27 protein-coding genes are annotated in these 26,809 nt (G+C 63.4%); 17 read left to right on the forward strand and 10 right to left on the reverse strand.

The window, feature by feature from the left end:
- The first annotated feature begins 3 nt into the window (after window positions 1–3).
- Together infA and BCCGELA001_RS32855 are read left to right on the forward strand one after the other, a co-directional pair.
- Window positions 4–294, forward strand: a complete 291-nt coding sequence (gene infA / locus BCCGELA001_RS32850; RefSeq protein ID WP_008546913.1) for a translation initiation factor IF-1 — start codon at window positions 4–6, stop codon at window positions 292–294.
- Between the two features lie 266 nt (window positions 295–560).
- A complete protein-coding gene (locus BCCGELA001_RS32855; RefSeq protein WP_008546915.1) occupies window positions 561–773 on the forward strand; it encodes a cold-shock protein in 213 nt (70 codons plus the stop codon).
- Window positions 774–887: 114 nt separating this feature from the next.
- Here the strand turns inward: BCCGELA001_RS32855 and BCCGELA001_RS32860 are convergent, their stop codons facing one another.
- Together BCCGELA001_RS32860 and BCCGELA001_RS32865 are read right to left on the reverse strand one after the other, a co-directional pair.
- Complete coding sequence (locus BCCGELA001_RS32860; RefSeq protein ID WP_008546917.1) at window positions 888–1,385, reverse strand: pilus assembly protein N-terminal domain-containing protein; 498 nt, start codon at window positions 1,383–1,385, stop codon at window positions 888–890.
- A 150-nt stretch (window positions 1,386–1,535) separates the two neighbouring features.
- On the reverse strand, window positions 1,536–2,363 hold the full coding sequence (locus BCCGELA001_RS32865) for a sterol desaturase family protein (RefSeq protein ID WP_008546918.1): 828 nt from the start codon (window positions 2,361–2,363) through the stop codon (window positions 1,536–1,538).
- Between the two features lie 268 nt (window positions 2,364–2,631).
- Here BCCGELA001_RS32865 and BCCGELA001_RS32870 point away from each other — a divergent pair, with 268 nt between their 5' ends.
- The 10 genes from BCCGELA001_RS32870 (at window position 2,632) to BCCGELA001_RS32910 (ending at window position 11,544) form a co-directional block, all read left to right on the forward strand.
- On the forward strand, window positions 2,632–2,796 hold the full coding sequence (locus BCCGELA001_RS32870) for a Flp family type IVb pilin (protein WP_008546920.1): 165 nt from the start codon (window positions 2,632–2,634) through the stop codon (window positions 2,794–2,796).
- Between the two features lie 70 nt (window positions 2,797–2,866).
- The gene (locus BCCGELA001_RS38555) at window positions 2,867–3,013 is read left to right on the forward strand and encodes a hypothetical protein (protein ID WP_167520388.1); all 147 of its coding nucleotides are present in this window, start codon (window positions 2,867–2,869) and stop codon (window positions 3,011–3,013) included.
- Window positions 3,014–3,125: 112 nt separating this feature from the next.
- Window positions 3,126–3,650 (forward strand): A24 family peptidase, encoded by a 525-nt coding sequence (locus tag BCCGELA001_RS32875; protein ID WP_060737983.1) that lies wholly within the window; start codon window positions 3,126–3,128, stop codon window positions 3,648–3,650.
- A 128-nt stretch (window positions 3,651–3,778) separates the two neighbouring features.
- On the forward strand, window positions 3,779–4,576 hold the full coding sequence (gene cpaB, locus BCCGELA001_RS32880; protein WP_008546932.1) for a Flp pilus assembly protein CpaB: 798 nt from the start codon (window positions 3,779–3,781) through the stop codon (window positions 4,574–4,576).
- The gene (locus BCCGELA001_RS32885; protein WP_144441615.1) at window positions 4,573–6,063 is read left to right on the forward strand and encodes a type II and III secretion system protein family protein; all 1,491 of its coding nucleotides are present in this window, start codon (window positions 4,573–4,575) and stop codon (window positions 6,061–6,063) included. The genes cpaB and BCCGELA001_RS32885 overlap by 4 nt, the downstream gene beginning before the upstream one ends.
- Window positions 6,064–6,082: 19 nt before the next feature.
- Entirely contained in the window at window positions 6,083–6,817 is a 735-nt protein-coding gene (locus BCCGELA001_RS32890; RefSeq protein WP_060737176.1) for a CpaD family pilus assembly protein, read from the forward strand.
- Window positions 6,814–8,082 (forward strand): AAA family ATPase, encoded by a 1,269-nt coding sequence (locus BCCGELA001_RS32895; protein ID WP_060737177.1) that lies wholly within the window; start codon window positions 6,814–6,816, stop codon window positions 8,080–8,082. The genes BCCGELA001_RS32890 and BCCGELA001_RS32895 overlap by 4 nt, the downstream gene beginning before the upstream one ends.
- 20 nt (window positions 8,083–8,102) lie before the next feature.
- Window positions 8,103–9,572: a CpaF family protein gene (locus BCCGELA001_RS32900; RefSeq protein WP_060737178.1), complete on the forward strand. Its 1,470-nt coding sequence runs from the start codon at window positions 8,103–8,105 to the stop codon at window positions 9,570–9,572.
- 10 nt (window positions 9,573–9,582) lie between these two features.
- Window positions 9,583–10,560: a type II secretion system F family protein gene (locus BCCGELA001_RS32905; protein WP_060737179.1), complete on the forward strand. Its 978-nt coding sequence runs from the start codon at window positions 9,583–9,585 to the stop codon at window positions 10,558–10,560.
- A gap of 9 nt (window positions 10,561–10,569) precedes the next feature.
- The gene (locus BCCGELA001_RS32910; protein WP_060737180.1) at window positions 10,570–11,544 is read left to right on the forward strand and encodes a type II secretion system F family protein; all 975 of its coding nucleotides are present in this window, start codon (window positions 10,570–10,572) and stop codon (window positions 11,542–11,544) included.
- 53 nt (window positions 11,545–11,597) lie between these two features.
- Here the strand turns inward: BCCGELA001_RS32910 and BCCGELA001_RS32915 are convergent, their stop codons facing one another.
- The gene (locus BCCGELA001_RS32915; RefSeq protein ID WP_060737181.1) at window positions 11,598–12,410 is read right to left on the reverse strand and encodes a tetratricopeptide repeat protein; all 813 of its coding nucleotides are present in this window, start codon (window positions 12,408–12,410) and stop codon (window positions 11,598–11,600) included.
- Complete coding sequence (locus tag BCCGELA001_RS32920) at window positions 12,394–12,822, reverse strand: hypothetical protein (RefSeq protein ID WP_144441616.1); 429 nt, start codon at window positions 12,820–12,822, stop codon at window positions 12,394–12,396. The genes BCCGELA001_RS32915 and BCCGELA001_RS32920 overlap by 17 nt, the downstream gene beginning before the upstream one ends.
- Window positions 12,823–12,845: 23 nt before the next feature.
- Between BCCGELA001_RS32920 and BCCGELA001_RS32925 the strand changes: the two genes are divergently transcribed.
- The 4 genes from BCCGELA001_RS32925 (at window position 12,846) to BCCGELA001_RS32940 (ending at window position 15,846) form a co-directional block, all read left to right on the forward strand.
- The gene (locus tag BCCGELA001_RS32925; protein WP_060737182.1) at window positions 12,846–14,219 is read left to right on the forward strand and encodes a leucyl aminopeptidase family protein; all 1,374 of its coding nucleotides are present in this window, start codon (window positions 12,846–12,848) and stop codon (window positions 14,217–14,219) included.
- Window positions 14,212–15,054: a C40 family peptidase gene (locus BCCGELA001_RS32930; protein ID WP_008546979.1), complete on the forward strand. Its 843-nt coding sequence runs from the start codon at window positions 14,212–14,214 to the stop codon at window positions 15,052–15,054. Before BCCGELA001_RS32925 ends, BCCGELA001_RS32930 begins: the two co-directional genes overlap by 8 nt.
- Before the next feature lie 245 nt (window positions 15,055–15,299).
- The gene (locus BCCGELA001_RS36630) at window positions 15,300–15,581 is read left to right on the forward strand and encodes a hypothetical protein (RefSeq protein ID WP_008546981.1); all 282 of its coding nucleotides are present in this window, start codon (window positions 15,300–15,302) and stop codon (window positions 15,579–15,581) included.
- Between the two features lie 37 nt (window positions 15,582–15,618).
- Window positions 15,619–15,846, forward strand: coding sequence for a hypothetical protein (locus BCCGELA001_RS32940; RefSeq protein ID WP_008546984.1), 228 nt, complete (start codon window positions 15,619–15,621; stop codon window positions 15,844–15,846).
- 98 nt (window positions 15,847–15,944) lie between these two features.
- Here BCCGELA001_RS32940 and BCCGELA001_RS32945 read toward each other — a convergent pair whose 3' ends face one another.
- On the reverse strand, window positions 15,945–17,129 hold the full coding sequence (locus tag BCCGELA001_RS32945; RefSeq protein ID WP_083543478.1) for an OpgC family protein: 1,185 nt from the start codon (window positions 17,127–17,129) through the stop codon (window positions 15,945–15,947).
- Window positions 17,130–17,983: 854 nt separating this feature from the next.
- Here BCCGELA001_RS32945 and BCCGELA001_RS32955 point away from each other — a divergent pair.
- Window positions 17,984–19,012, forward strand: coding sequence for an AraC family transcriptional regulator (locus BCCGELA001_RS32955; RefSeq protein WP_060737985.1), 1,029 nt, complete (start codon window positions 17,984–17,986; stop codon window positions 19,010–19,012).
- 62 nt (window positions 19,013–19,074) lie between these two features.
- On the opposite strand, the gene BCCGELA001_RS32960 is transcribed toward BCCGELA001_RS32955, so the two are convergent.
- From BCCGELA001_RS32960 to BCCGELA001_RS32980, 5 genes are read right to left on the reverse strand one after another with little or no spacing between them, the layout of a single operon-like run.
- Window positions 19,075–20,712 carry an ABC transporter ATP-binding protein gene (locus BCCGELA001_RS32960; protein WP_008546991.1) on the reverse strand — a complete coding sequence of 546 codons (1,638 nt, stop codon included), beginning with the start codon at window positions 20,710–20,712 and terminating at the stop codon, window positions 19,075–19,077.
- Window positions 20,713–20,719: 7 nt separating this feature from the next.
- Window positions 20,720–21,898, reverse strand: a complete 1,179-nt coding sequence (locus tag BCCGELA001_RS32965; RefSeq protein WP_060737184.1) for an ABC transporter permease — start codon at window positions 21,896–21,898, stop codon at window positions 20,720–20,722.
- The gene (locus tag BCCGELA001_RS32970; protein ID WP_008547006.1) at window positions 21,898–23,007 is read right to left on the reverse strand and encodes a microcin C ABC transporter permease YejB; all 1,110 of its coding nucleotides are present in this window, start codon (window positions 23,005–23,007) and stop codon (window positions 21,898–21,900) included. The genes BCCGELA001_RS32965 and BCCGELA001_RS32970 overlap by 1 nt, the downstream gene beginning before the upstream one ends.
- Before the next feature lie 2 nt (window positions 23,008–23,009).
- Entirely contained in the window at window positions 23,010–24,893 is a 1,884-nt protein-coding gene (locus BCCGELA001_RS32975; RefSeq protein ID WP_060737986.1) for an extracellular solute-binding protein, read from the reverse strand.
- Between the two features lie 14 nt (window positions 24,894–24,907).
- Window positions 24,908–26,809: an extracellular solute-binding protein gene (locus BCCGELA001_RS32980; RefSeq protein WP_008547010.1), complete on the reverse strand. Its 1,902-nt coding sequence runs from the start codon at window positions 26,807–26,809 to the stop codon at window positions 24,908–24,910.

The raw sequence follows: 26,809 nt of genomic DNA on the forward strand, positions 1-26,809 counted from the left end.
CACATGGCTAAGGAAGAGCTGATCCAGTTCGAAGGACTGGTCACCGAAATCCTCCCCGACGCCCGCTACCGCGTGCAGCTCGACGCCGGACACGAGATCGTTGCCTACACCGCCGGCAAGATGAAGAAGAACCGCATCAAAACACTCGCGGGCGACCGCGTGACAGTAGAGATGTCGCCTTATGACCTCGAGAAGGGCCGGCTGATTTTCCGTCACAAGGACGAACGCCCCGCGACGGCCGGCGGTCCGCCGCGAGGTGGCCCGCAGCGCGGCGGTCAGTTCCGCCGCCGCTGATCGCCTCTCGACGCGCGAGCGCGAATGCAAAATTCCGATCTGCATGCTGATCCGCCGTGACATCACGGCGGATCAAGAAATCTTGCACGTCCGGATTGTCTGTAGGCCCTAATTCCGATAAAATGAATTAATCGATTTTCGGCCGGACGACATTAGCATCCACCGGTACAGCCGGTTCAGACACGCTGACGACCCTTCCAAAATTCGATCTAACCAGCCTGCGCAAGCCGGCTTTTACATTGTGTATCTGAGAAGGGACTACCCCCGTGAGCATGGGAACCGTGAAGTGGTTTAACTCGACCAAGGGCTTTGGCTTCATCCAGCCCGACGATGGCGGCAACGACGTGTTCGTTCACATCAGCGCCGTCGAGCGCGCCGGCCTCGGCACGCTGCAGGAAGGCCAGAAGATCTCCTACGAGATCGTGGCCGACCGCCGCTCCGGCAAGTCGGCAGCGGACAACCTCCGCGCCGCCGGTTGAGCCCGCCGGGCCCATGCCCGGTTCGGCTTGAGCGAGCCAAGGAATCAAGAAGGCCGTGCGCGACGCACGGCCTTTTTCATGTCCTAACTACCGAGCGATGTGGATTCACCGCGTTTAGTTGGTCTTGGCGCCTGCGCCGGCAGTGCCGCTGGCATTGTTGCTCAGCGAACCCGCCTGGCTCATCGTATTGTTGAAGTAGGTGTCGCTGTCGCCGAGCGTCACGCGACGCTGACAAAGCGGCATGCAACTGTAGGACTCGCGCTCTATCCCGCGATAGACGGTGACGAGCCGATCGCTCGGACCTTCGACCTGGATCTGGCGGTCGACCAGGATCTCGCCGGCCCGGTCGAGCGCGATGAAATTGGTGGCACCATAGCCCTTCCCGGTCACGACGATCATGCCGCCGGGCTGGAGCGTGACGTCCGCGATCAGCGGATTGCCGACGACGATGGTTGCGACCTTGCCAGGGAGCCGGACCAGCTTGGCCTGGTCGACATTGACCGCAATGGTATCGGCGGTGGGCTCGGCAAGCCCGGCACCAGACGATGCCAGCACCGCAGCCGCAACCAGAAGGCAGACGCGCGCCTGACGGCGCAGCAACTCTTTACGCATACACTTACCCCCGGGACGTCACAAACCGGCAGAAACGATCAGATTACAGCGGAGCCGGTGCCCGACCCGGCTAACCTGCCCTCAATTCGTGAACGTTCCGCAAACTCGCCGATGATTGTTTGAAGCGACCGGCGCTTCGTGGCGGCAGGGCTACTGGCGGAACGGAAAAGCGATCTGGCCGCCGAACTCCTTCGGCATGGTCGCTTCGTCCTTGCCGTAATCCTGGGGAAGCCGGCCCTGCGGCATACGGAAGGTGCCGAACAGCACGTCCCAGATCGGGAACGTCCCGGCAAAATTGGTGTTGCCGCCCTCTTCGATCGAGGTGTGGTGCCAGCGATGGAACACCGGCGTCGCCAGCAAATATCTGAACGGTCCGAAGGTCCAGTTCAGATTGGCGTGCACGAAGGCCGAATGGAAAGTGGTGAACGGGCCAAGCCAGATCATGACGTTCGGGGAGATACCGGCCATCAGCAGCACCACGTCGACGCCGATCGTCCCGAGCACGAGATTGACGGGATGGAAGCGTGCCGCGGAGATCCAGCCGATCTCCTCGGAGGAGTGATGAATAGCGTGGTACTTCCAGAAACCGCCATCATGGAAAAGCCGGTGCAGCCAGTACAGCATGAAGTCGGACAGCACCAGGAACAGCACCGCCTGCGCCCACAGCGGCAGCTGCGCCAGCGGGCCATGGCCGTTGTCGTAGAAGGCGATGAGATCGTCGGCGTCGTGGATGTTGAAGACGACGCCGGCGCCGACGATCAGCAGCCCGATCCGCATGGTGCGGGCAAACACGGGTACGAAGAACCAGTAGCAGATGTCGGTGAGGATCTCGCGCTTGCGCCACCAGGGCGCGCCGGGATTGCAGGCCCAGAAGTGCTCGAGCACGGTGAATACCGCAGCGAGCACCAGCGTGACGGGAAGCATCTTCTGGATGGTCTCGCCGAGCATCAGGGCGACTTGCATGGGCAGGCTCGACATCGTCGCCTCACTTCGGAATTGCTGTCCAGCCTAGGCGTACTCCGCGAAATTTAAGGGAGGGTGAAGCCGGCGGCGTGCGTGCGCCGGATTCGGCGCAGGACCGAATTTCAACTGCCGCCTTAAGGTGAAATTCACTCTGGGCAAAAGCATCGCGCAAGGCGCGGGTTTGCGCGATCGAATTAACTCTACCGAAAGAGCTCGGCTCACATGTTCGTCGCGTCAACGACAGCGCCGAACGAGGCGATCCCAACCAGACGGAGTTTTGTTCATGAAGAACCTGATTGCGCGTTTCGCCAAGGATGAATCCGGCGCCACCGCTATCGAATACGGTCTGATCGCCGCCGGCATCGCGCTGGCCATCATCACCGTGGTCAACAACCTCGGCAGCACGATGAACACGAAGTTCGGCTCGATCAGCTCCTCGCTGAAGTAAGCGACCGACGAGCGACTGCAAAAGCCCCGGACCTCCGGGGCCTTTGTTTTTCTGAAGACGGCGAGTTCCAGTGGCGTTGCGCGAGTACAGAACCAGGGCCGCAGTCGCGGCGAACGAGGCGGAGGCGGCACATGCCGGCTCGCCGGCCTATTGGGTCTGCCTTGCGCTGTTGCTCGCGACGGCCGTGCTCGCCGTGCGCATTGCCAGCCTCTGGTGAGCACGTTTTCGCCGGAGCCGCTGCCCGGCTGCCGTTGTCGGTTTGTTTAGCACTGCGGGCTAGCATGCTTGGCGCCAGCTTCCGCGAACAACCAGGCCTCAAGACGCAGCCCATGATCCTCGACCTTGCGCGCCTTATGCTCTTCCCGGCCCTCATGGCCTTCGCCGCGGCGAGCGATCTCTTCACGATGACGATCTCGAACCGCGTATCGCTGGTCCTGGTCGCAGGCTTCTTCGCCCTCGCTGCCGCCGGTGGCATGGCACCTTACGAGATGCTGAGCCATGTCGGTGCCGGCGCACTTGTGCTGGTCGTGGCCTTCGGCTGCTTTGCGATGGGCTGGGTCGGCGGCGGCGATGCCAAGGTCGCGGCCTCCGTCGCGCTCTGGTTCGGCTTTGCCCATCTGATGAACTTCCTGCTCTACGCCTCACTGTTCGGCGGAGCGCTGACGCTGCTCCTGCTCCAGTTCCGGCAATGGCCGCTGCCCTACGGGCTGGCCGGCCAGGCCTGGCTCGCACGGCTGCACGCCAAGGAGAGCGGCATTCCCTACGGCATCGCGCTCGCGCTGAGCGCGTTAATGGTCTACCCGGAGACCGAATGGGTGAAGGCGATCGACCTCGCTCACCTCGCACTGCGCTGAACGCACTGGGGTAACCCTGCGTTAAGGCAATTTAGATACGCCTCATTAACCATGCTTTGACGAATAGCTGGTCAACTGCCGATTACGGCGGCGGCAGCGTCGCGGCGTCTTGTTGGAAAGTGAAGCGTATGAATAGGGCACGCATTGTCGTCCTGACGGTCGCCATCTGCGCCGGCGGCGTCGCCGCGTACCTGGCGAGCGGCTCGGACAATTCTGCGCCGCCTCCAGCTCCGGTCGCGCAGCTTCCGACCGTCGACGTCCTCGTCGCCAAGAACGACATCGGTCTCGGCCAGACCGTCAAGCCGGAAGACGTGCAATGGCAGACCTGGCCGGCCGCGACCGCCAGCGCCGCCTTCATCCGCCGCAATGAACGTCCCGAGGGAGTGACCCAGGTGACCGGCTCGATCGCGCGCGCTCCCTTCATTCAGGGCGAGCCCATCCGCGACCAGAAGCTGGTCAAGACCGAGGGCTCCGGCTTCATGGCGGCAATCCTGCCGACCGGCATGCGGGCGATCTCGACCGAAATCTCGCCGGAGACCGGCGCCGGCGGCTTCATCCTGCCCAACGACCGCGTCGACGTGATCCTCACGCGCCGCCTCAAGAATCCCGACCAGAGCAACGGCGCCCCCGACATCATTACCTCCGAGATCATCCTGGCCAACATCCGTGTCCTCGCCATCGATCAGGCGCCGAAGGAGAAGGACGGCCAGAACACGGTGGTCGGCAAGACCGTGACCTTGGAACTCAATGCCGCGCAGACCCAGGCGCTCTCGTCGGCCCGCCAGGCCGGGACGCTGTCGCTGGCGCTACGCAGCATAGCCGACGTCAAGGTGAGCGAGATCACGCTCGATGACTCCGCGCAGAAGCGCGACGGCGTTTCGATCATCCGCTACGGCATTCCGAGTCAGACGGCAAAAGCACGATGAAGACAGTCGATATCAAGCACAGGGCAAACACGGTGACGATGCGAACCTCGGTGGTTCGCGCTCTGTCGTTTTCGGCCGCTCTTGCGCTGGCGCTCAACCCGGTGCTGACTCCCGCGGTCGCTGCCGACTACCGCCCGGTTGCCCCGATCGCGGCCGACGGCCAGATCAACGCGCGCTTCCTCTCGCTCGGCGTCGGCAAGTCCGTCGTGATCGACCTGCCGCGGGACATCAAGGACGTTCTGGTCGCCGATCCCAAGATCGCCAATGCGGTGGTCCGCTCGGCGCAGCGCGCCTACATCATCGGCGCGACCGTCGGCCAGACCAACATCGTGTTCTTCGATTCCGCCGGCCAGCAGATTGCGGCCTATGACATTGCGGTCAAGCGCGACCTCAACGGCGTGCGGGCCGCGCTGAAGCAGATCCTGCCGAACTCCGACATCCAGATCGACGGGCTCGGCGACGGCGTCGTCCTGAGCGGCACGGCGGCGAACCCGCTGGAGGCGCAGCAGGCGAACGATCTCGCCGCGCGACTGGCCGGCGGCGCCGACAAGGTGGTGAACTCGATCGTGGTCCGCGGCCGCGACCAGGTCATGCTGAAGGTGACGGTCGCCGAAGTCCAGCGCAACATCGTCAAGCAGCTCGGCATCGACCTCTCCGCGAACCTGAACTACGGCACCTCGGTGGTGAGCTTCACCAACTCCAACCCGTTCACCGCCCTCGGCCGCAATCTCGTCGACGGCAACAACCTGACCACCAAGTTCGGCGCGACGCCGAGCGTGCAGGCCACTTTGCGCGCGATGGAGACCGCGGGTGTGATCCGGACGCTGGCCGAGCCGAACCTGACCGCGATCTCCGGGGAGTCCGCGACCTTCATCGCCGGCGGCGAATTCCCGGTGCCGGCAGGCTATGCGTGCGATCCCGTCACGCATGTCTGTACCACCCAGATCAGCTTCAAGAAGTTCGGTATCTCGCTCAACTTCACGCCGATCGTTCTGAGCGAAGGCAAGATCAGCCTGCGCGTGATGACGGAAGTCTCGGAGCTGTCGAACGAGAATTCGATCACGCTGTCCCAGGCTGTGAGCGCGAATTCGGTGAACTCGTTGACGGTGCCCTCGATCCGGACCCGCCGCGCCGAGACCTCACTGGAAATTCCCTCGGGCGGCGCGATGGCGATGGCCGGCCTGATCCAGCAGCAGACCAAGCAGGCCGTCAGCGGATTGCCGGGGCTGATGCAGCTCCCGATCCTCGGCACGCTGTTCCGCAGTCGCGACTTCGTCAACAACGCGACCGAGCTGGTCGTGATCGTGACGCCCTATGTCGTTCGTGCGGTCGCGCAGAAGGATCTGTCGCGCCCGGATGACGGCTTCTCCGCGCCTGCCGATCCGCAGGCCCAACTGATCGGCAACATCAACCGCATCTACGGTGTGCCGAACCGGACCGAGCCGGCCAGAAACTACCGCGGCACCTACGGCTTCATCACCGACTGAGGCGAACGGGGACTTCACGATGAACACAAGACCACCCCAGCTTCGCAAGCGCGCCCTATGCCTCGGTGGCGCGCTCGTCGGCATGGCGCTCGCCCTCGGCGGCTGCCAGCACGACGAAGCGCTCACCGCCTCCATTCCGGACGACTACAAACAGCGCCATCCGATCGCGGTCGAAGAGCAGAACCGCTCGATCGTCGTTTTCGTCGGCCATGCGCGCGGGGGGCTGACCGCCGCCCAACGCGCGGACGTGATGGGGGTCGCGTCGGCCTGGCTGCAGGAGGGGACCGGCGCCATCCGTATCGACGTGCCGTCCGGCACGCCGAATGCGCGTCCGGTGGCGGACACCATGCGTGAAATCCAGGCGATGCTGGCGGCGGCGGGCGTTCCGCCCCGCGGCATCGTCGCTCGTCCCTATCAGCCGGAAGACAAGCGCTTCCTGCCGCCGATCCGGCTCACTTACTCGAAGATCGCCGCCGTCGCGGGTCCCTGCGGCCTGTGGCCGGAGGACATCGGTCCCTCGATGAAGAACAAGCGTTGGTTCGAGAACAAGGACTATTACAATTACGGCTGCGCCTATCAGCGCAATCTCGCTGCGATGGTCGCCAATCCTTCGGATCTCGAGCAGCCAAGGCCTGAAACGCCGTCCTACACGGCGCGCCGCACCATGTCCTTCGAGAAATACCGCAAGGGCACGACGACGGCGACCACTTATCCCGAGGCCGACAAGGCCAAACTCAGCGACACCGGCAAATGATCAGCTACGCTCGCCAACCTCAAGAAGAGCAGCCGGAGACTCCGCCGCCACCTGTCGAGGAGCATATTGCACCCTCGCCGCGTGTCTCGGTGCAGGCCTTCTGCGAGACCGTGGAGACCGCTGCCGCGGTGCAGTCGGCCGGAGAGGATCGCCGTCTCGGCAAGGCCCATCTGAAAATCCAGATGGGCGGCATGGCGGCGGCGATCGAAGCCTATCGCTCTGCCCCGACGCCGAACGTGATCGTGCTCGAGAGCGACGGCCGCAACGACATCCTGGGCGGGCTCGACCAGCTCGCCACTGTCTGCGACGCCGGCACCCGCGTGGTCGTGATCGGCCGCATCAACGACGTCATGCTCTACCGCGAGCTGGTGCGCCGCGGCGTCAGCGACTACGTGCTCGCGCCGGTCGGCGCGATCGACGTCGTGCGCTCGATCTGCAACCTGTTCTCGGCGCCCGAAGCCAAAGCGGTCGGCCGCATCATTGCCGTGGTCGGCGCCAAGGGCGGCGTCGGCGCGTCCACCATCTCGCACAACGTGGCCTGGGCGATCGCCCGCGACCTTGCGATGGACGCGGTCGTCGCCGATCTCGACCTGGCCTTCGGCACGGCCGGCCTGGACTACAACCAGGACCCGCCACAGGGAATTGCCGACGCCGTGTTTTCTCCCGATCGCGTCGACACGGCCTTCATCGACCGCCTGCTGTCGAAATGCACCGACCATCTCAGCCTGCTGGCGGCGCCCGCGACGCTCGACCGGGTCTATGATTTCGGCTCCGATGCGTTCGATTCCGTGTTCGACACGCTGCGCTCCACCATGCCTTGCATCGTGCTCGACATTCCGCACCAATGGTCGGGCTGGACCAAGCGCGCCCTGGTCGGAGCCGACGACATCCTGATAGTGGCCGCGCCCGATCTCGCCAATCTGCGCAATACCAAGAATCTGTTCGACCTGCTGAAGGCCTCGCGCCCGAACGACCGGCCGCCGATCTACTGCCTGAACCAGGTCGGTGTCCCGAAACGGCCCGAAATCGCCGCCGCGGAATTCGCCAAGGCGATCGAGAGCCAGCCGGTCGCCTCGATCCCGTTCGAGCCGCAGATTTTCGGCTCGGCGGCCAACAACGGCCAAATGATCGCGGAGATCTCGGCCAACCACAAGTCGATCGAGATGTTCCTTCAGATCGCCCAGCGCCTCACCGGCCGCAGCGAGACGAAGAAACAAAAGTCGTCCCTGTTTTCACCCCTGATTGAGAAGTTGCGGGGAAAATAGCCGCCGCATGGAGTTGTTAAGTGTTCGGTAAGCGTAGCGGAACAGACACCGACTTGCGGGCTCCCAAGCCCGGCGCCGTGTCGCCCGAGCCTTCCCTGGCTCCGGCGCCGACGGTGTCGCGCGCCCCGCCCCCGCCGGCCGTCGCATCGCCGCCGCTTGCCCCTGCCAAGGCCCCGCCGCCTCCCCCCATGGAGAGCCGGCGCTCGGACAATTACTACGAGGTCAAGGCGACCATCTTCGGCGCGCTGATCGAGGCCATCGACCTCGCGCAGCTCGCCAAGCTCGATTCGGAGTCCGCGCGCGAGGAAATCCGCGACATCGTCAACGAGATCATCGCGATCAAGAACATCGTGATGTCGATCGCCGAGCAGGAAGAGCTGCTCGACGACATCTGCAACGACGTGCTCGGCTACGGCCCGCTGGAGCCGCTGCTCGCGCGCGACGACATCGCGGACATCATGGTGAACGGGGCCGGCACCGTCTTCATCGAAGTCGGGGGCAAGATCCAGCGCACCGGCATCCGCTTTCGTGACAACCAGCAGCTCCTCAACATCTGCCAGCGGATCGTCAGCCAAGTCGGACGCCGCGTCGACGAATCCTCGCCGATCTGCGACGCGCGCCTCGCCGACGGCTCCCGCGTCAACGCCATCGTGCCGCCGCTGGCGATCGATGGCCCCGCCCTCACCATCCGAAAGTTCAAGAAGGACAAGCTGACGCTCGATCAGCTCGTCAAGTTCGGCGCGATCTCGCCTGAAGGCGCCGAGATCCTCCAGATCATCGGCCGCGTCCGCTGCAACGTGCTGATCTCCGGCGGTACCGGCTCGGGCAAGACCACGCTGCTCAACTGTCTGACCAACTACATCGAGCACGACGAGCGCGTCATCACCTGCGAGGACGCCGCCGAACTCCAGCTCCAGCAGCCGCATGTGGTGCGGCTCGAGACGCGTCCGCCCAACATCGAAGGCGAAGGCCAGGTCACCATGCGCGAGCTGGTGCGCAACTGCCTGCGTATGCGCCCCGAGCGCATCATCGTCGGCGAAGTCCGCGGACCCGAGGCGTTCGACCTGCTACAGGCTATGAACACGGGCCATGACGGCTCGATGGGCACGCTCCACGCCAACAATCCCCGCGAGGCGCTGTCGCGCTGCGAATCCATGATCACGATGGGTGGCTTCTCGCTGCCGTCGCGCACCATCCGCGAGATGATTTGCGCCTCCATCGACGTCATCGTCCAGGCCGCGCGCCTGCGCGACGGCTCGCGCCGCATCACGCACATCACCGAGGTGTTGGGCATGGAAGGCGACACCATCATCACGCAGGACATCTTCCTCTACGACCTGATCGGCGAAGACGCCAACGGCAAGATCATCGGCAAGCACCGCTCGACCGGCATCGGCCGCCCGAAATTCTGGGAACGCGCCCGCTATTACGGCGAGGAAAAGCGTCTCGCCGCCGCGCTCGACGCCGCGGAATCGGCACCGCCGAATTGAGCAGGTCGCCATGAACATTCAGGTCCTCGCCCTCGCCTTTCTCGCCACTGCCGCCGTCGGCGGCATCGCCTGGGTCTTCCTCTATCCACTGCTGTCCGGAGAGCGGAAGGCCGAAAGCCGCCGCGCCTCGATCGCGCGCGCCGACGCGCCCGCAGCCAAGCAGTCCGAGAAGAACCAACGATCGCGTCGTGAGCAGGTCGAGACCTCGCTCAAGGATCTCGAGGCGCGGCGTCAGCAGGAAAAGAGCGTTCCGCTCAGCGTCCGCATCTCGCAGGCAGGGCTCGACTGGACCCCGCAGAAATTCTGGGTCGTGTCCGCCGTCGTGGCAGGCCTGCTGTTCGCCGCGGCGATGTTCGTCGGAGGCGGCTTGCTGGGCGCCGCCGGCCTCGCTTTTGCCGGCGGCTTCGGCCTGCCGCGCTGGGCGCTGAACTTCCTGAAGAAGCGACGCGAGACCAAGTTCCTGGCGGCGCTTCCCGACGCGGTCGACGTGATCGTCCGCGGTATCAAGGCGGGTCTGCCGCTGTTCGACTCGATCAAGGTCGTCGCGGCCGATGCACCGGAGCCGCTGCGCAGCGAGTTCCTGGCCATCATCGAGACGCAGGCGATCGGCATGCCGCTCGGCGAGGCCTGCTCACGGCTCTATGAACGCATGCCACTGCCGGAGGCGAACTTCTTCGGCATCGTGATCTCGATCCAGCAGAAGTCGGGCGGCAACCTCTCCGAAGCGCTCGGCAACCTCTCCAAGGTGCTGCGCGACCGCAAGAAGATGAAGGAGAAGATCCAGGCGATGTCGATGGAAGCCAAGGCTTCGGCCGGCATCATCGGCTCGCTGCCCCCGATCGTTATGTTCCTCGTCTATCTCACCACGCCGCACTACATCTCGCTGCTTTGGACCCACCCCACCGGTCAGCTCATGCTGGTCGGCTGCGTGATCTGGATGTCGATCGGCATCATGGTGATGAAGAAGATGATCAATTTCGATTTTTGACGGTGTCGTATGGTCGAGTTTCTCGTTTCGAAGCTACATGACGTCCGCTTCATGACCATGCTGCTGGCGGCCATTGCCGCCAGCGCCACCGTCTATACGCTGGTGATGCCGCTGTTTGCCGGCGAAGGCCTCTCCAAGCGCATGAAGGCGGTAGCGAGCGAGCGAGAGCGCTTGCGGCAGCGCGAGCGCGAGCGCCTCAACAAGAACGAAAAGGTTTCGCTGCGCCAGACTCCAAAGCAGCTCGTCTCCAAGGTGGTCGAGGACTTCAACCTCACCAAATGGGTGGCGCAGGAAGCCGCCCGGGACAAGCTCATCATGGCGGGCTATCGCGGCCAGGCTCCCTACATCACCTTCCTTTTTGCCCGCGCGGTCGCTCCGCTCGCGCTCTTCGTCGGCGCCGCCATCTACGTCTTCTTGATCGCGCACCTCGAGCAGCCAATGCCGATCAAGATCGGCATCTGCATCGGCGCAGCCTATCTCGGCCTTCAGGCGCCGATGCTCTTCCTCAAGAATGCGATCTCCAAGCGCCAGCTCTCGATCAAGCGCGCCTTTCCCGACGCGCTCGACCTGCTGCTGATCTGCATCGAATCCGGCATGTCGGTTGAAATGGCGTTCCGGAAGGTCGCGACCGAGATCGTCGGCCAGTCCATCGCACTTTCGGAGGAGTTCGCGCTGACCACGGCCGAACTGTCCTATTTACAGGACCGGAAGATGGCCTATGAGAACCTGGCGCGGCGCACCGGGCTCGAAGGCGTCAAGTCGGTGTGTCTCGCGCTTCAGCAGGCAGAGCGTTACGGTACACCGCTCGGGCATTCCCTGCGCGTCATGGCGCAGGAAAATCGCGACATGCGCATGAACGAAGCCGAGAAGAAGGCCGCCGCGCTACCGCCGAAGCTGACGGTGCCGATGATCCTGTTCTTCCTGCCGGTGCTGTTCGTGGTCATTCTCGGACCGACGGGCATCAAGATCACCGAGCTGCACTGACGGGCGAGACGGCACGCAGTTCGCCGGCGCCCTCGTGCAGTAGAGATAGCTAATCAGTCGGGCTGGCTGAGCGAGGCGACCGGAGTCCGCTTCGGAGCGCTGCGCGGGGCATCGTTGCGGCTCAGCATGTCCTTGAGATAGGCGACGTTGGCCGCGGCCTGATCCGGCGGCAGGTCTGCCTTCACGATGGTCTCCGCCTCGGCGAAGCGACCTTGGAGACCGACGACCAGAGCGAGATTCTGCCGCACGCGGGCGCTCGCGCGCGGCGAAGCGTAAGCCTGCCGCAACGCCTCTTCGGCCTTGGGCAGGTCCCTCGTCAACATGTAGGACAGACCGAGATTGGAGAGCACGCCGGGATCACCGGGCGCGATCTTCAGCGCGCTCGCGTAGTACGAGCGCGCTTCCTCGTGACGGCCCATCTGGTCGAGCGCGGTACCCTGTACCGAGAGCAGGCGCCAGTCCGGATTGTCGGGAGAATGCGCCTTCGACAGCACGTCGAAGGCCTGCTGGAAATTGCCGTTGTCGGCGAGCGCACGGCCGTATTGGGCGAGCAGCGCCTTGTGACCGGGATTGGCGATCGTCGCCTGCTCGAGCACGGCAGCCGCCTGGGCACGCTGGCCATTGGCGCGCAGGGCCTGGCCATAGGCGAGCGCGGCTTCGGCGTCCTTAGGATTGGCGCGATAGCGCTCGCCATAGACTTCGGTCGCGCGCGCCGGATCGGTGGGGGCAGCTTCCGCGCGCGTCCCGACCGAGCCCGTGACGTCGGAGAGCTTCGACATGGCCGTGCAGCCGCCGAGGCTGATCGCCACCATCGCGACGAGCGAGGCGGACGCAAGAAGCCGGGCAGCACTAAACCGTTGACGCATGACGCTTTGACTCTCGAGCCAATTGATCGAGCCGAACGTGCCAGCAATAGACCGTTAACCCTAACGGGGGGTTAACGTCAGCCTGCCTGCCCCATGGCAGCGCCCGCGGCGGTGCTTCGCCGCCAAGGTCGAGATCGACGCCGATCGCTCTCAACTCCTCGTTCAGGTCGCGCAGCAATTCGGCTGTTCGTCGCACCTGAAGCTCGACGCCCTCGCGCGGCGCCGAGACGACGTAGGTGCAGAACGCATGCGTCCAATCCGGCTCCGCTTCATCATAGAAGCTGCGGCGCATCAACAGCCGGCGCGCGAGCGCTGCGGCCTGATCCAGCTTCGACGCGGCGCAGGAACCGATCTCGATGGCGAAGCCGATTGCAGCGGCGGCGAAACTCTGCGAAGTCTCGTCCGTTCGCATGACCTTGTTGATCCGGATCCGCAATGCCTTCTGTCTTCGAGACGACCTCAATTGCCATCCCCATCACCTTCGTCACCAAGACGAGCTGGGATGCCGTTCGCGAGACGCTGCCGCCGGCGCAACGCCAGTTCGCCGCCGCGAGCGCTTACTCCGCCAAGCCGGGCGCCTATCTCGCCCTGCCTGCCTCCGATGGTACGATCGCGCAGGTGCTGTTCGGTCTCGAGGGCGAAGGTGCGAAATCGCGCGACCTGTTCAGGCCGGGCGCCCTGGCCGGCCTGCTGCCGCCGGGGGCCTATCGCTTCGCCAATGCACCGCACGACGCACGGCTCGCAGCACTCGCCTTCGTACTCGGCACTTACCGCTTCGCGCGCTACCGCAAGGCGGACAGGCCCGAGGTCCGGCTGGTGCCGCCTGACGGCGTCGACGCGACCGAGATCGACCGCATCGCGGATGCGGCCATGCTAGCCCGCGACCTCATCAATACGCCGTCCAACGACATGGGACCGGAGGAGCTCGCCGCGGCCGCGCAAGCGCTCGCGACCGAGTTCGGCGCAAGCTTCGCCTGCACGATCGGCGAGGATTTGAAGACGAACTTCCCGCTGATCCACGCCGTCGGCATGGCCTCCAGCCGCGCACCGCGGCTGATCGACATCGGCTGGGGCGATTCTGGTCATCCCAAGGTGACGCTGGTCGGCAAGGGCGTCTGCTTCGACACCGGCGGACTCGACCTGAAGCCGTCGAGCGGCATGCTGATCATGAAGAAGGACATGGGCGGCGCAGCCAACGTGCTGGCGCTCGCGCGCATGGTGATGGACGCGAAGCTGAAGGTGCGGCTGCGCGTGCTGATTCCGGCCGTGGAGAACGCGGTCGCCGGCAATGCCTTCCGCCCGCTCGACATCTTCACCTCGCGCAAGGGCATCACGGTCGAGATCGGCAACACCGACGCGGAAGGACGCCTGGTGCTTGCCGACGCGCTGGCGCTGGCCGATGAGGAGAAACCGGAGCTGCTGATTGACTTGGGCACACTGACCGGCGCGGCCCGCGTGGCGCTAGGTCCGGATCTGCCGCCCTTCTATACCAATGACGAGACGCTGGCCGCCGATGTCGCGCGTTGCGCGGCGAAGGAGAACGATCCGTTGTGGCGCATGCCGCTCTGGCCGCCCTACGACGCGTGGCTGGACTCCAAGTCGGCAACGATCACCAATGCCCCGTCCGGCGGCTTTGCCGGCTCGATCACTTGCGCGCTGTTCCTGCAACGTTTCGTCGAGCATGCCGGGAGCTGGCTGCATGTCGACATCTACGGCTGGACGCCGTCGGCGAAGCCGGCGCGGCCCGAAGGCGGCGAGTGCCAGGCTGCGCGGGCCATCTACGCACTCCTGAGCGAACGTTATGCATGATCCGAGAATAACGCCGGCACGGGGCGACATCGCCGCGAAATATCTTGAAGGCAAGGTCGAGGCGGATCGCTACGTCAGCGGCGAGGAATTCGAGGTGGTCGAGCCGGTTGCACCGGTGCGCGAGCAACCGTCACCGGGTGCGATGCTGATGACCGAGGCGCTGCGCGGCGAACGCGTCACGGTCTATGACCGCAACGGCGAAGGCTGGGCCTGGGGCCAGCTCAACGGCGACGGCTATGTCGGCTGGCTTCCCGACGCAGCACTGGCGCGGCCTGCGGCGGCCCCGACCCATGTCGTCAGCGCGCTGCGGACGTTTGCGTTTCCCGGCCCCTCGATCAAGCTGCCGCCGGCGGACACGCTGGTGCTGGGATCGAAGCTCACGATCGTCCGCGAGGATGGGCCCTTCGCGGTGGCGCGCGACGGAACGTTCCTGCCGAGGACGCATCTGGCGCCGCTCGATCATCGCGAGCCGGATTTCGTCACTGTTGCCGAGCGCTTCGTCGGCACGCCTTATCTCTGGGGCGGCAAGAGCAGTCTTGGCATCGACTGTTCGGGCCTGGTGCAGGTCTCGCTGACATCGTCAGGCATCGGCTGCCCGCGCGACAGCGACATGCAGCTGGCAGGTCTCGGCCGCGCGCTGGAGACGCATGAGCGGAGCAGCCTGCGGCGGGGCGATCTGATCTTCTGGAAGGGCCACGTCGCGATCGTGCGCGATGCCGGCTCCATGGTCCATGCCAATGCGTATCATATGGCCACGGTGATCGAGCCGATCGAGCCGGCGATCGCGCGGATCAGGCAGGCCGGCAGCGACCTCGCCGCGATCAAGCGGCTGTAGACGTGGATCAAGCGGATCGTAAACCCGGACCCAATTCTAGGTGTCCGAACAGGTTTCGGACGCGATTGCTGACGTAACGGAACCTCTCATTTTCCACGCACGGTCCCGCCGCAATCCGGACTCGAAAGGCCACTGTCACCTCGGCACATAGGCACGTCGCGGCGCAGCTACGGAACAACGTTACATATGGGGGATTTGCGGAACGAAACGCGGCGTCAGTCTTTCTCTGGCTTTGGGAGGTGCCCATGAGTTCTCAGGCCAGAGAAGGCGCGTGTGCGTTCGCTTGGCGAAACCACTTGCTGCTCCACAGCGGCATCAGCGAGAACGACAACGGGCGTTCCGCCCTCTACCGCTACATCGCCAATCTTCGCACTACTGGCGAAGAGGATTTCGCTCTCTTGCAAATTGTCGCAGTCGCCTACTTGAAAAAGCTGGATGAACTGCATGACGACCAATGTGCGCGAATCGCGGCAGATCAAGTTTTGGCCGAGTGCTTAGAAGCACGCAATGCAAAACCCGAGAGGTGACTTTAGGTCATAGCACCGCAAGCGAAGGAGGAACACCATGGCAGACAAGACCCCTGCGAACCATCTCGCGAGCGAACCGCAACGGCGCATCGCCGCCGCGACAGCAATCGGCATGAACGCTTTGAAGCCGATGATGCACTTTCAGGTCTCCGTGCTTAGGATGTGGGCCGATAGCATCGAGAGGTTCGAGGCCAATTACGAAAAGCGGCTGGAAGAGACTGCGACCACGCGCGAGGAACAATCAGACAAGGAGCGCGCCGCGTAGATCGACGCCACTGATCATGAAGCGTTGCGCCGGCTTTGCTCTTTGGAAGGCGACGTTGCGGCCGAGATGGCCGCACGCCGCTCTTGGGCGAAAGAGTTTCACTCGCCCAACAACGTGAGAACGCCGGCCCGACCTTCTCGATCGGGAGCGCCAGCGGGGGCTGTCGCCAGCTTGTTGTTGATCGTGTTCAGAAGCCCCGCGACGAAAATCATCATCAGTATCCCGGCGATGCTGAGCATGATCTGCATCATGAGCCCCCCGGAGATGTCGAGCAGCGCAAGGTGGCCCGCAAGCGCCAGGAGCACGCCGAGACAATAGATTGGCAGCGAATTCTCACCACAAAACTTCGCACAGTGCAGCACCGGCGTCGATAGTCCGCGCCAATTCCTGGGAATGAGCCGCAACACCACGATTGCAAGGGCCAGAAAATGTAGCAACCGCAACGGACCAAGGTTGGACTTATCAAACGGTAGAGCCGTAAAGGATTGCGGAACCGGCGGATGGATGCCCCAACTCAGTGCAAGAACCAAACTGAAAGCCAGGTAAAGAGCAGCGAGAGCAAGCACCGTGCGCGACATCACCCAGGGTCGGATCGTCTCTCCCGCGATGACGCACCACGCGCCAAGCACGAAGAGAAGCTGCCAAGCCAGCGGATTGAAGAACCAGACGCCGTTGGGCCAAGCTGGAACGCTCCAACCGAATGCATGCACGAGTGCATAGAGCAGGAACGAAACTCCAAACGTTACCTTTGGCGCTCGCAGCAGCAGCCACAGCAGCGGCGCGAACAACACGTGAAACATCACGAAAACTGGCAAGACGTCGGTATTGACGGGGCGGTATTGCAGGATTGCAGCGTGCGCCAGCGTCGGCCCCGGGCTCTCGAGGAGAACTCGCGTATTGCTCTCGTCGGCAAGATCATCGCTCCCCGCGAGGTAAACGAAGACGGCGCAGGCAAGCGTGAGCAGCAGAAACGCGGCGTAGATGTCCCATCCCCGTCGCAGCGAACGGCCGATCGTGCCGCTCCAGCCCTCGCGCTGCCGTGCCCTGCCGTAGGCCAGCGCACAGGTCACGCCCGAGACGAACATGAATATCTCGGCAGCATCGCAGAAGCCGTAGTTGCGCGGTGTCAGCCAGCTTCCGATGTTGTTAGGAACATGGTCAAGAAAGATCCACCACAGCGCGATCCCCCGACAAACATCGATGCGCAGGTCGCGGCCATCGGCCCGGAACTCCGGCGAAGTTTCACCGATCAACCGCGTTGAGGTGTGAACTCTATCATGCATCTGCGGACCTGCCCGGCGTCTGCGGAAGCCCTCATCGGATAGGTCAATGAGACGCTCAGATGCTCCGGAGCTTGGGCGGCCGAGCGAGCCTCAGACCGAACGATGCGTTTACGCGCTCCAACTGCCCGATGGCCGGGGTTCTTTCGTCGTCCAGCCGCCACTCTGATCGTCGTCATCGCAAGGATCACCGGTCTCCCATGGCGCTTCCAGGTTCTCGCCGCCGGCAACCGATATCAAAAGCTGCTTTCGCATTTCGGCGAGACGGGCGCGGCAGTACTCCCGGTAAAGTATGTCTACTATGGTGAACATGATCGAACCCTCGCTTGAACATCACCGCTGCCCCCCCCGCGATAACTCTCGTCCATTTCAACCGGCGGTAAGACGAACGGCGCCAGAGAACATTTGTGTTCAACAAACCCTGATGACGAAGCCCGACACGAAATCGGTATCAGAGAACACCCAGTGCTGCAGAACAGTCCGCACCGCGGGTCGTTGAGTTCGACCAATCGCGAATGACGTCGTAAAGCTGGATTTGCGATTTCACTCCGCCAGGGACGTTCAAACCGGAGACGATGGCGACAATTAGAAATAGACCTATCACGATAGTCTCCTCTTAAAGGAGATTTTCTCACCGCGAATTCGCAATCATTATTGGCGTTATTTTTTGGGCGCCACGTGAGCCAGTTCACATCGGCATCCATCACAGGTGAATGAGACTAGCAAACCAAGGATGTAAGTTCTTGGAGTTCTGCGTACCTTACGAAGACGGTTGGTGCGCGAATTGCAAAATGCGGATAACGACAGCGTCGACGCAGCATTTCAACCCGACGTTTTATCTAGGCTGGAGGTCCCTCATGTCTACGGACGCAGCCGATTTTGTATCGCACAGATTCTCAACGCGCGAACTTCCGGAGCGGATGCGACTTCCGCTATGGCGCGAGAGCTTTGTGCGCGGGATAGTCCACGCCGACATCGAGTCCCTATCGAATGCTCCGTTTCATGCTGACGCGACCCTGCAGGCGAACCGGGGTTTGCGCACCCTTGCACTGAAAGGCTCTTCCATGCGTTTCAAGCGCTTGAAAGCGAGCCTTGCCGATGGCGATGACTCGATCGGGCTCATCGTCTGCTCACCTAACAGAAGTCAGCTGTCGCAGCGGGGGCGGGAGATTGAGCTCTGCGGCGGCGACGCACTCGCGATTTTGCATTCGGAGCCCGCTACTGTCACCTACGTCGACGGACTGCTGTTCGGCCTGGCGGTGCCGCGCGACGCGCTTGCGCAGCGCGTGGCGGACATCGAAAGCCTGGCCATGCGGCTAATTCCCCAGCGAACTGAAGCGCTCCGCCTTCTCCTGGCTTATCTCAAGTCGGCATTCAAGGAGGGCGCTCTGGCCGCGCCCAAGCTGTGTGATGCGGTCGTAGCTCACATCTATGATCTCACGGCCCTCGCGGTCGGCGAGTGCGCCCCCTTGGGCGATAGCGACGCCAGTGCTGTCGTCGCCGCGCGCCACAGCGCCGTACTCGGCTACATCGCGACACACTTTCAGGACCCGGGACTTAGGGTCGAGGCCGTCGCTCGTCGCCAAGGCATCTCGCCTCGCTACCTACAGCGCCTGATGGCGTCGGCAGGATCATCGTTTACCGGGCACGTGAATGAGCTGCGCCTCCAGCTTGCACTCAAGCTACTGACCGAGGCGCGCCTTAGCGCGCAGCGGATTTCCGATATTGCCCTTGAAGTCGGCTTCTCGGATGTTTCGCATTTCAATCGCTTGTTCCGGGCTCGCTTCGGCGATTCGCCGCGCGGCGTGCGTTACGCCAGAAGAGATTCCAGTGAGCCGCGTGCCTCTGAACGTGAACGGCACGCGCGGGACGCCGCTGCCGAATGACGGATTGGGTCGCTGCTTTTCCGAGGGTGACTTGTGCGCTCGCGTGTCCGTAATGAGCGACGCTACGTCGCCACTGACCCATTCCCGGCCGTCTCCAGCCGGAATGCCGCCGCGAACAGTGCGCGCGTGTAATCGGTCTTTGGATTCTTGAACAGCTCGGCGGCCTGCCCCTCTTCGACGACCTTGCCGCCGCGCATCACGATAAGGTGGCTGGCGAGCGAGGCGACGACGCGCAGATCGTGCGAGATGAACATGTAGGTGAGCTCGCGCTTGCGCTGGAGCTCGCGCAACAGGTCGACCATCTGCGCCTGAAACAGCATATCGAGCGCGCTGGTCGGCTCGTCCAGCACGACGAAATCGGGCTCCAGCACCACCGCGCGCGCGATGCTGATGCGCTGGCGCTGGCCGCCGGAGAATTCATGCGGATAGCGGAAGCGCGTCTCGGGATTGAGCCCGACGTCCTCCAGCGCCTTGACGACGCGCGCCTCGCGCTCCTCGCGCGAAAGGCCCGGCTGATGCACGGAGAGGCCTTCGGCGATGATGTCTGCGACCGACATGCGCGGCGAGAGCGAGCCGAACGGATCCTGGAACACGATCTGCATGTCGCGCCGGAACGGCCGCATCTCCTTGAAGCGCAGGCCCTGGATGTCCTTGCCGAGGAAGACGATGCGCCCGTTCGAGGAGATCAGCCGCAGCAGCGCAAGGCCCAGCGTGGTCTTGCCCGACCCGGATTCGCCGACCACGCCGAGCGTCTCGCCCTTGCGTACGGCGACGCTGACGCCGTCGACCGCCTTGATGTGGCCGACCGTCTTGCGCATCAGGCCGCGCTTGATCGGAAACCAGACCTTCAGATCATTGACCGACATCACCACGGGCGCATCCGGCTGTGGTGGCGCAGGATCCGGCTTCGGCTCCGCCGCGAGCAGGTCGCGCGTGTAGGGATGTTTCGGGGTCCTGAAGACCTGCTCGACCGGTCCCTGCTCGACGATCTCACCGTTCTTCATGACGCAGACTGTGTCGGCGATGCGGCGCACGATGCCGAGATCGTGGGTGATGAAGAGCAGGCTCATGCCGAGCCGCGAACGGATCTCGGCGAGCAGCGCCAGGATCTGCGCCTGCACGGTGACGTCGAGCGCCGTGGTCGGCTCGTCCGCGATCAACAGGTCCGGCTCGTTGGCGAGGGCCATCGCGATCATCACGCGCTGGCGCTGGCCGCCGGAGAGCTGGTGCGGATAGCTGTTCAGCCGCGTCTCGGGCTCGGGGATGCCGACCTGGGTCAACAGCTCCAGCGTCCGCTTGCGCGCCTGCGCATTGCTGGTCGGATTGTGCAGCTGGATAATCTCGCCGATCTGCGCCTCGATCGTGTGCAGCGGATTGAGCGAGGTCATCGGCTCCTGGAAGATGATGGAGATGTCGCTGCCGCGAATCTCCCGCATCTCCTGCTCCGACCGCTCGATCAGCTCCTGGCCCTTGAAGCGGATGCTGCCCGAGGGGTGCGAGGCGTTCGGATAGGGCAGCAGCTTCAGGATCGAGAGCGCGCTGACCGACTTGCCGGAGCCGGACTCGCCGACCAGGGCAACGCATTCGCCGCGCTTGATCTGGAACGAGACCTTGTCGACCGCGAGCGTGGTGGCGCCGCCCTGGTGAAAGGCCACCGAGAGATCGCGCACGGCAAGCAGAGGCTGGTTGATCGCGTCCATCACGCCCTCACCTGAACGTCTTGCGCGGATCGAAGGCGTCGCGCACGGCTTCGCCGATGAAGATCAGGAGCGACAGCATGATCGCAACGGAGAAGAAGCCAGAGAAGCCGAGCCAGGGCGCCTGCACATTGGATTTGGCCTGGGACAGCAATTCGCCCAGCGAAGGCGAGCCCGGCGGCAGGCCGAAGCCGAGGAAATCGAGCGCCGTCAGCGTCATCACCGAGCTCGACAGGATGAAGGGCAGGAAGGTCATGGTCGCGACCATCGCATTCGGCAGCAAATGGCGGAACATGATGACCTGATTGGAGACCCCGAGCGCCCGTGCCGCCTGAATGTACTCGAAGTTCCGCCCGCGCAGGAACTCGGCCCGGACGAGACCGACCAGAGAGACCCAGGAGAACAGCAGCAGGATGCCGAGCAGCACGAAGAAGCCGGGCACGAGCACGGAGGACAGGATCAGGAGCAGATAGAGCGAGGGAATCGCCGTCCAGATCTCGATGACGCGCTGGAAGATCAGATCGACCCAGCCGCCGAAATAGCCCTGCACCGCGCCGGCCGCGATGCCGATGACGGACGAAACGATGGTGAGGCACAGGCCGAACAGCACCGAGATACGGAAGCCATAGATCAGCCGCGCGACCACGTCGCGCCCCTGATCATCGGTGCCGAGCCAGTTGTACTCAAGGTCGCGGCAGCTCTTCAGCCCCTTCTTCTCCACCACCGGCTGGCATTGCTTCTCGGTCAGCATCCAGGTCGGCGGCGATGGCGCCGGCGTCGGCAGATCGAGATTGTGGGTGTCGTAGGAATAGCGGATCAGCGGCCAGACGATGCTGCCGCCCTTGTCCTTGATCAGCTTCTGCAAATAGGGATCGCGATAGTCGGCGGCCGTCTCGAAATCGCCGCCGAAGGTCGTCTCCGAATAGGTCACGAAGGCGGGCCAATAGAGCCGGCCGTCGAACTTGATCAGGAACGGCCGGTCGTTGGCGATCAACTCGGCGAACAGCGAGATCACAAACAGGGCGATGAAGATCCAGAACGACCAGTAGCCGCGACGGTTCGCCTTGAAGTTCTGCCAGCGTCGCTTGTTGAGCGGCGACGGAGCGAACGCCTTGCGTGTGATCGGCACGGCATCGCCAAGCGGCGACTTCGCCGTGGTCTCGATCGGCGTCGGCGCGGTCAACGTCATCAGACCTCCCGCGCCTCGAAATCGATCCGGGGGTCGATCCACATATAGGTCAGGTCGGAGATCAGATTGATCACGAGGCCGACCAGCGAAAAGATGTAGAGCGTGCCGAACACCACGGGATAGTCGCGGTTGAGCACGCTCTCGAAGCTGAGCAGCCCCAGCCCGTCCAGCGAGAAGATGGTCTCGATCAGCAGCGACCCCGAGAAGAAGGCGTGGATGAAAGTCCCGGGAAAGCCTGCGATCACGATCAGCATCGCGTTACGGAAGACATGGCCGTAGAGCACCCGGCTCTCGCTGCATCCTTTGGCCCGCGCGGTCATGACATACTGCTTGCGGATCTCGTCCAGGAACGAGTTCTTGGTCAGGAACGTCATGGTGGTGAACGCCCCTAATCCCATGGCGATCAGCGGCAGCGTCAGGTGCCAGAAATAATCGACGATCTTCCAGTACCAGGGAAACTGCGACCAGCCGTCCGAGGTCAGACCACGCAGCGGGAACCAGTTGAAGAAGGAGCCGCCGGCGAACAGGATGATGAGGAGGATGGCGAACAGGAAGCCGGGAATGGCATAGCCCAGCACGAGAACGGTCGACGTCCAGGTATCGAAGCGCGCGCCGTCGTTGACCGCCTTGCGGATGCCGAGCGGGATCGAGATCAGATAAGTGACCAGCGTCAGCCAGATCCCGAGCGAGATCGAAACCGGCAGCTTCTCCTTGATCAGCTGGATCACGCTGACGTCGCGGAAATAGCTCTTGCCGAAATCGAAGCGCGCGAAATTCCACACCATCAGGAGAAAGCGTTCGGGCGCCGGCTTGTCGAAGCCGAACTGCACCTCCAGCTTTTTGATGAAATCGGGATCGAGCCCCTGCGCGCCGCGATATTTCGAGTTGACGGCATCGCCGCCGGCGCCAACCTGCCCAGGCGCGCGCTGCGCAAAATCGCCGCCGCCCGAAATGCGTGACGTGCCGCCGGTGTCGGCCCCCGACAGCTGCGCGATCACGCGCTCGACCGGACCGCCCGGCGCGAACTGCACCACGACAAAGGACACGAAGAGGATTCCCAGCAGCGTCGGGATCATCAGGAGGAGACGGCGGGCGATGTAAGCGCTCATGATTATTTCGCCTGCTCGAGCTTGGCGGCCTTGGCCGGTTCATGCCACCAGATGTCGGGGGCGCCGACGCCGTTGGCATAACGCGGCAGCTTCTGTGGATGGCCGAACTGATCCCAGTAAGCCAGCCGATGCGTCTTGTTGTACCATTGCGGCACCCAATAGCGGCCGGCGCGGAACAAGCGATCGAACGCGCGGCAGGCAACGGTCAACTCTTCGCGGCTATCCGCCGCCATGATCTTCTCGATCATGGCGTCGATGGCCGGACTGGCGATCCCTGCGAGATTGTAGGAGCCCTTGGTCGCCGCGACCTGAGAGGAGAAGAACGAACGCATGGCATCGCCCGGCGTTGCCGACATGCTGAAGCGCTGGATCGTCAAGTCGAAGTCGAACTCGTCCTGGCGCGCCCTGTACTGCACGGCATCGACGAGGCGTATGTTGGCTTCGATCCCGAGCGTCGCCAGATTCTTGATGTAGGGCGCGTGATGCGGCTGGAACGACGGCTCGTCCAGCAGGAACTCGATCCTGAACGCCTCGCCGTTCGGCAGCATCCGCTTGCCATCCTTGATCGGCAGGCCGGCCTCGTTGAGCAGTTGCTGCGCCTTGCGCAACAGGCCGCGATCCTGTCCAGATCCGTCGCTGACCGGCGGCGTGAACGGCGCGGTGAAGACATCGTCGGGAACCCGGCCGCGAAACGGCTCCAGCAGCTTCAGCTCTTCCGGCGAGGGCGGCGCATTGCCCGCCATGAGGTCAGAATTCTGGAACGGCGACACCGTACGGGCATAGGCGCCGTACATGATGGTCTTGTTGGTCCACTCGAAATCGAAGGCGTTGATCAGAGCCTCGCGCACGCGCGGGTCCTTGAACTTTTCGCGCCGCGTATTGATGAACCAGCCTTGCGCACCGGAGGGCGTATCGTCGGGCACGACCTCCATCTTGACCCGGCCGTCCTTCACGGCCGGGAAGTCATAGCGCGTCGCCCAGATGCGCGAGGTGAATTCCTCACGGTAGAGATAGTTCTTGCCGGTAAACCCTTCGAAGGCGACATCGCGGTCGCGGTAGAATTCATACCGCACGACATCGAAATTATAGCTACCGCGGCAGGGCGGTAGATCGGCGGCCCACCAGTCCTTGACCCGCTCGAACTCGATGAAGCGGTTGACCTCGAACCTGCCGACCTTGTACGGACCGGAGCCGAGCGGAACATCCAGCGTCGATTCATCGAACGGTCGCGACGCGTAGTACGTTTTCGAGAAAATCGGCAGTCCGGCGACATAGAGCGGCACATCGCGGGCGCGTCCCTTGGCGAAGGTGACGACGAGCGTCGCATCGTCGATCGCTTCAGCGCTTACGAAGTCGCGCATGTTGACGATGATCAGCGGGTGGCCCTTGGCCTTGAGCGTCGTCAGCGAGAACGCCGCATCGTGCGCGGTGAGCTTGGTGCCGTCGTGGAATTTCGCCTCCGGCCGCATCGTGAAGCGATAGACCAGCCGGTCCGGCGAAATCTGCACGGATTTCGCGGCAAGCCCGTACATTGCATCCGGCTCGTCGCTGGCGCGTACCATCAGCGGCGAGAACGCCATGTCCATGCCTTGCGCGCCATCGCCCTTCAGGATGAAAGCGTTGAGCGAATTGAAGGTCTGGTAGGACTGGTTATGCGACTTGGTTGACGGAATCAGCGAGAATGTGCCGCCCTTTGGCGCAGCCGGATTGACGTAATCGAAATGGCGGAAATCGGCGGGGTATTTGAGATCGCCGAACGCGGAGATGCCGTGGGCCTCCGTGGACGCTTCCGATGCCCGCGCACTGCGTAGCAACGGCGTGCCGATGGACGCACCCAGAGCGCCAACACCCAGGGCCAACACATGGCGGCGTGACATCTGCGTCATGCGGGCAATGTCCTTCACGACTTCTTTGCGATCCGCGCCGCCTTGTCTGCGTCATACCACCAGATGAACGGGAAGCTGGATTGACCGTATCTGGGCAATTCCGCCGGCCGGCCGAAGCGATCCCAGCGCGCGGTACGAACCTTGTTGTAGGTCCATTGCGGCACGACATAGTGATTCCAAAGCAAGACGCGGTCGAGCGCCTTGGTGGCGGCGACGAGGTCGTCGCGGTCCGTGGAATAGATCACCCGCTCGATCAGCTTGTCGATGGCCGCATTCTTGATGCCGGCGATATTGCGAGACCCCGCGATATCGGCTGTTTTCGACGACCAGAACTCACGCTGCTCGTTGCCGGGCGATTGCGACTCGCCCCATGAATTCGTGATGATGTCGAAATCCCAATCGCGGGTCCTGTTCTCGTACTGGGTCGGATCGACCGTCCGCACGCTCACGGCAATGCCGAGGCGCTCAAGCGACGGCTTGTAGAACAGCGTGATCCGCTCGAAGCTCGGATCAGAGTTCAGCAGCTCCAGGGTGAACTGGGCACCGGTCTTGGCGTCGACCAGCTTGCGATCGCGCACCTCGTAGCCGGCCTCCTTGAGCAGCCGCAGCGCCTCGCGCAAATTATCGCGCACGGCTTCCGGGTTGCCGCCGACCGGATTGCTGTAGGCCGTCGTGAAGACCTCGGGCGGGACTTGCGCGCGGACCGTCTCCAGGATCTCAAGCTCCTTGCCCTGCGGCACGCCGGTCGCCATGAGCTCCTCGATGCCATCGAAATAGCTGCTGATGCGCTTGTACTGACCGTAGAATATCTGCTTGTTCATCTCCTCGAAGTCGAAGGCGTAGTTGAGCGCACGCCGCACGCGCGGATCGCTGAACTTGGCGCGGCGCAGATTCGGCACGAACGCCTGCATCACGCCGGAGCTGCGATTGGCGAACTCTTCGAGGATCACGCGTTTTTCGTTCACGGCCGGGAAGTCGTAAGCCGTAGCCCAGTTCTTGGCGCTGTTCTCGGTGCGCCAGTCAACCTGATCGGCCTTGAAGGCCTCGATCGCCACAGTGCCGTCGCGGAAATATTCGTAGCGCAGCTCGTCGAAATTGTTGCGGCCCACATTGATCGCGAAATCGCGGCCCCAATAATCCTTGACGCGCTCCAGCGCGATCGAGCGGCCGGCTACGAATTCCTTGACCTTGTAGGGGCCCGAACCGAGCGGCACCTCCAAGGTGGTGGCGGAGACATCGCGCTTGCGACCCTGGGCGTCCGTGCCCTCCCACCAATGTTTCGGCAAGACCGTGAGCTGTCCGACGATCTGCGGCAGTTCGCGATTGCCGGGCGCGTCGAATACGAACTTCACCTCACGCTCGCCGACCTTCTCGGCCTTCACCACGTGGCTGTAATAGGCCGAGTACATCGGGTGGTGCTTCTTGAAGGACTCGAGCGAGAAAATCACGTCCTCCGGCGTGACGGGCTTGCCGTCATGCCATTTTGCCTGCGGCCGCAAGCGGTAGGTGACGAAAGAGAAATCGTCGGGATGGCTGACCGCTTCGGCGAGTGCGCCGTATTCTGTCGAGACCTCGTCGAGCGAGGGCGTCGTGAGGGATTCGTAGATGAAGGCGACGGCGCCGGCGACCTGCCCCTTCACACCGGAGACGACGATGTTGAAATTGTCGAATGTGCCCACCGCGATCTGGCGCGCGACGCCACCTTTCGGCGCGTCCGGATTGACGTAATCGAAACGTTTGAAGTCGGCGGGGTACTTCACCTTACCGAACAGTGACAATGCGTGGCGCCACGGCAGCTCGTTGGAAGACTGTGCATGCGCCGCGCCGACGATGGAAACGCCCGCGAAGGAACCGAGGGCGGGAAGCGCTGCGGCAGCAGTGCCGGTGAGCAGGAGATCGCGTCGGGTAATGGCCAA

The sequence above is a fragment of the Bradyrhizobium sp. CCGE-LA001 genome, assembly GCF_000296215.2.
In the GTDB taxonomy this organism is placed as follows: domain Bacteria; phylum Pseudomonadota; class Alphaproteobacteria; order Rhizobiales; family Xanthobacteraceae; genus Bradyrhizobium.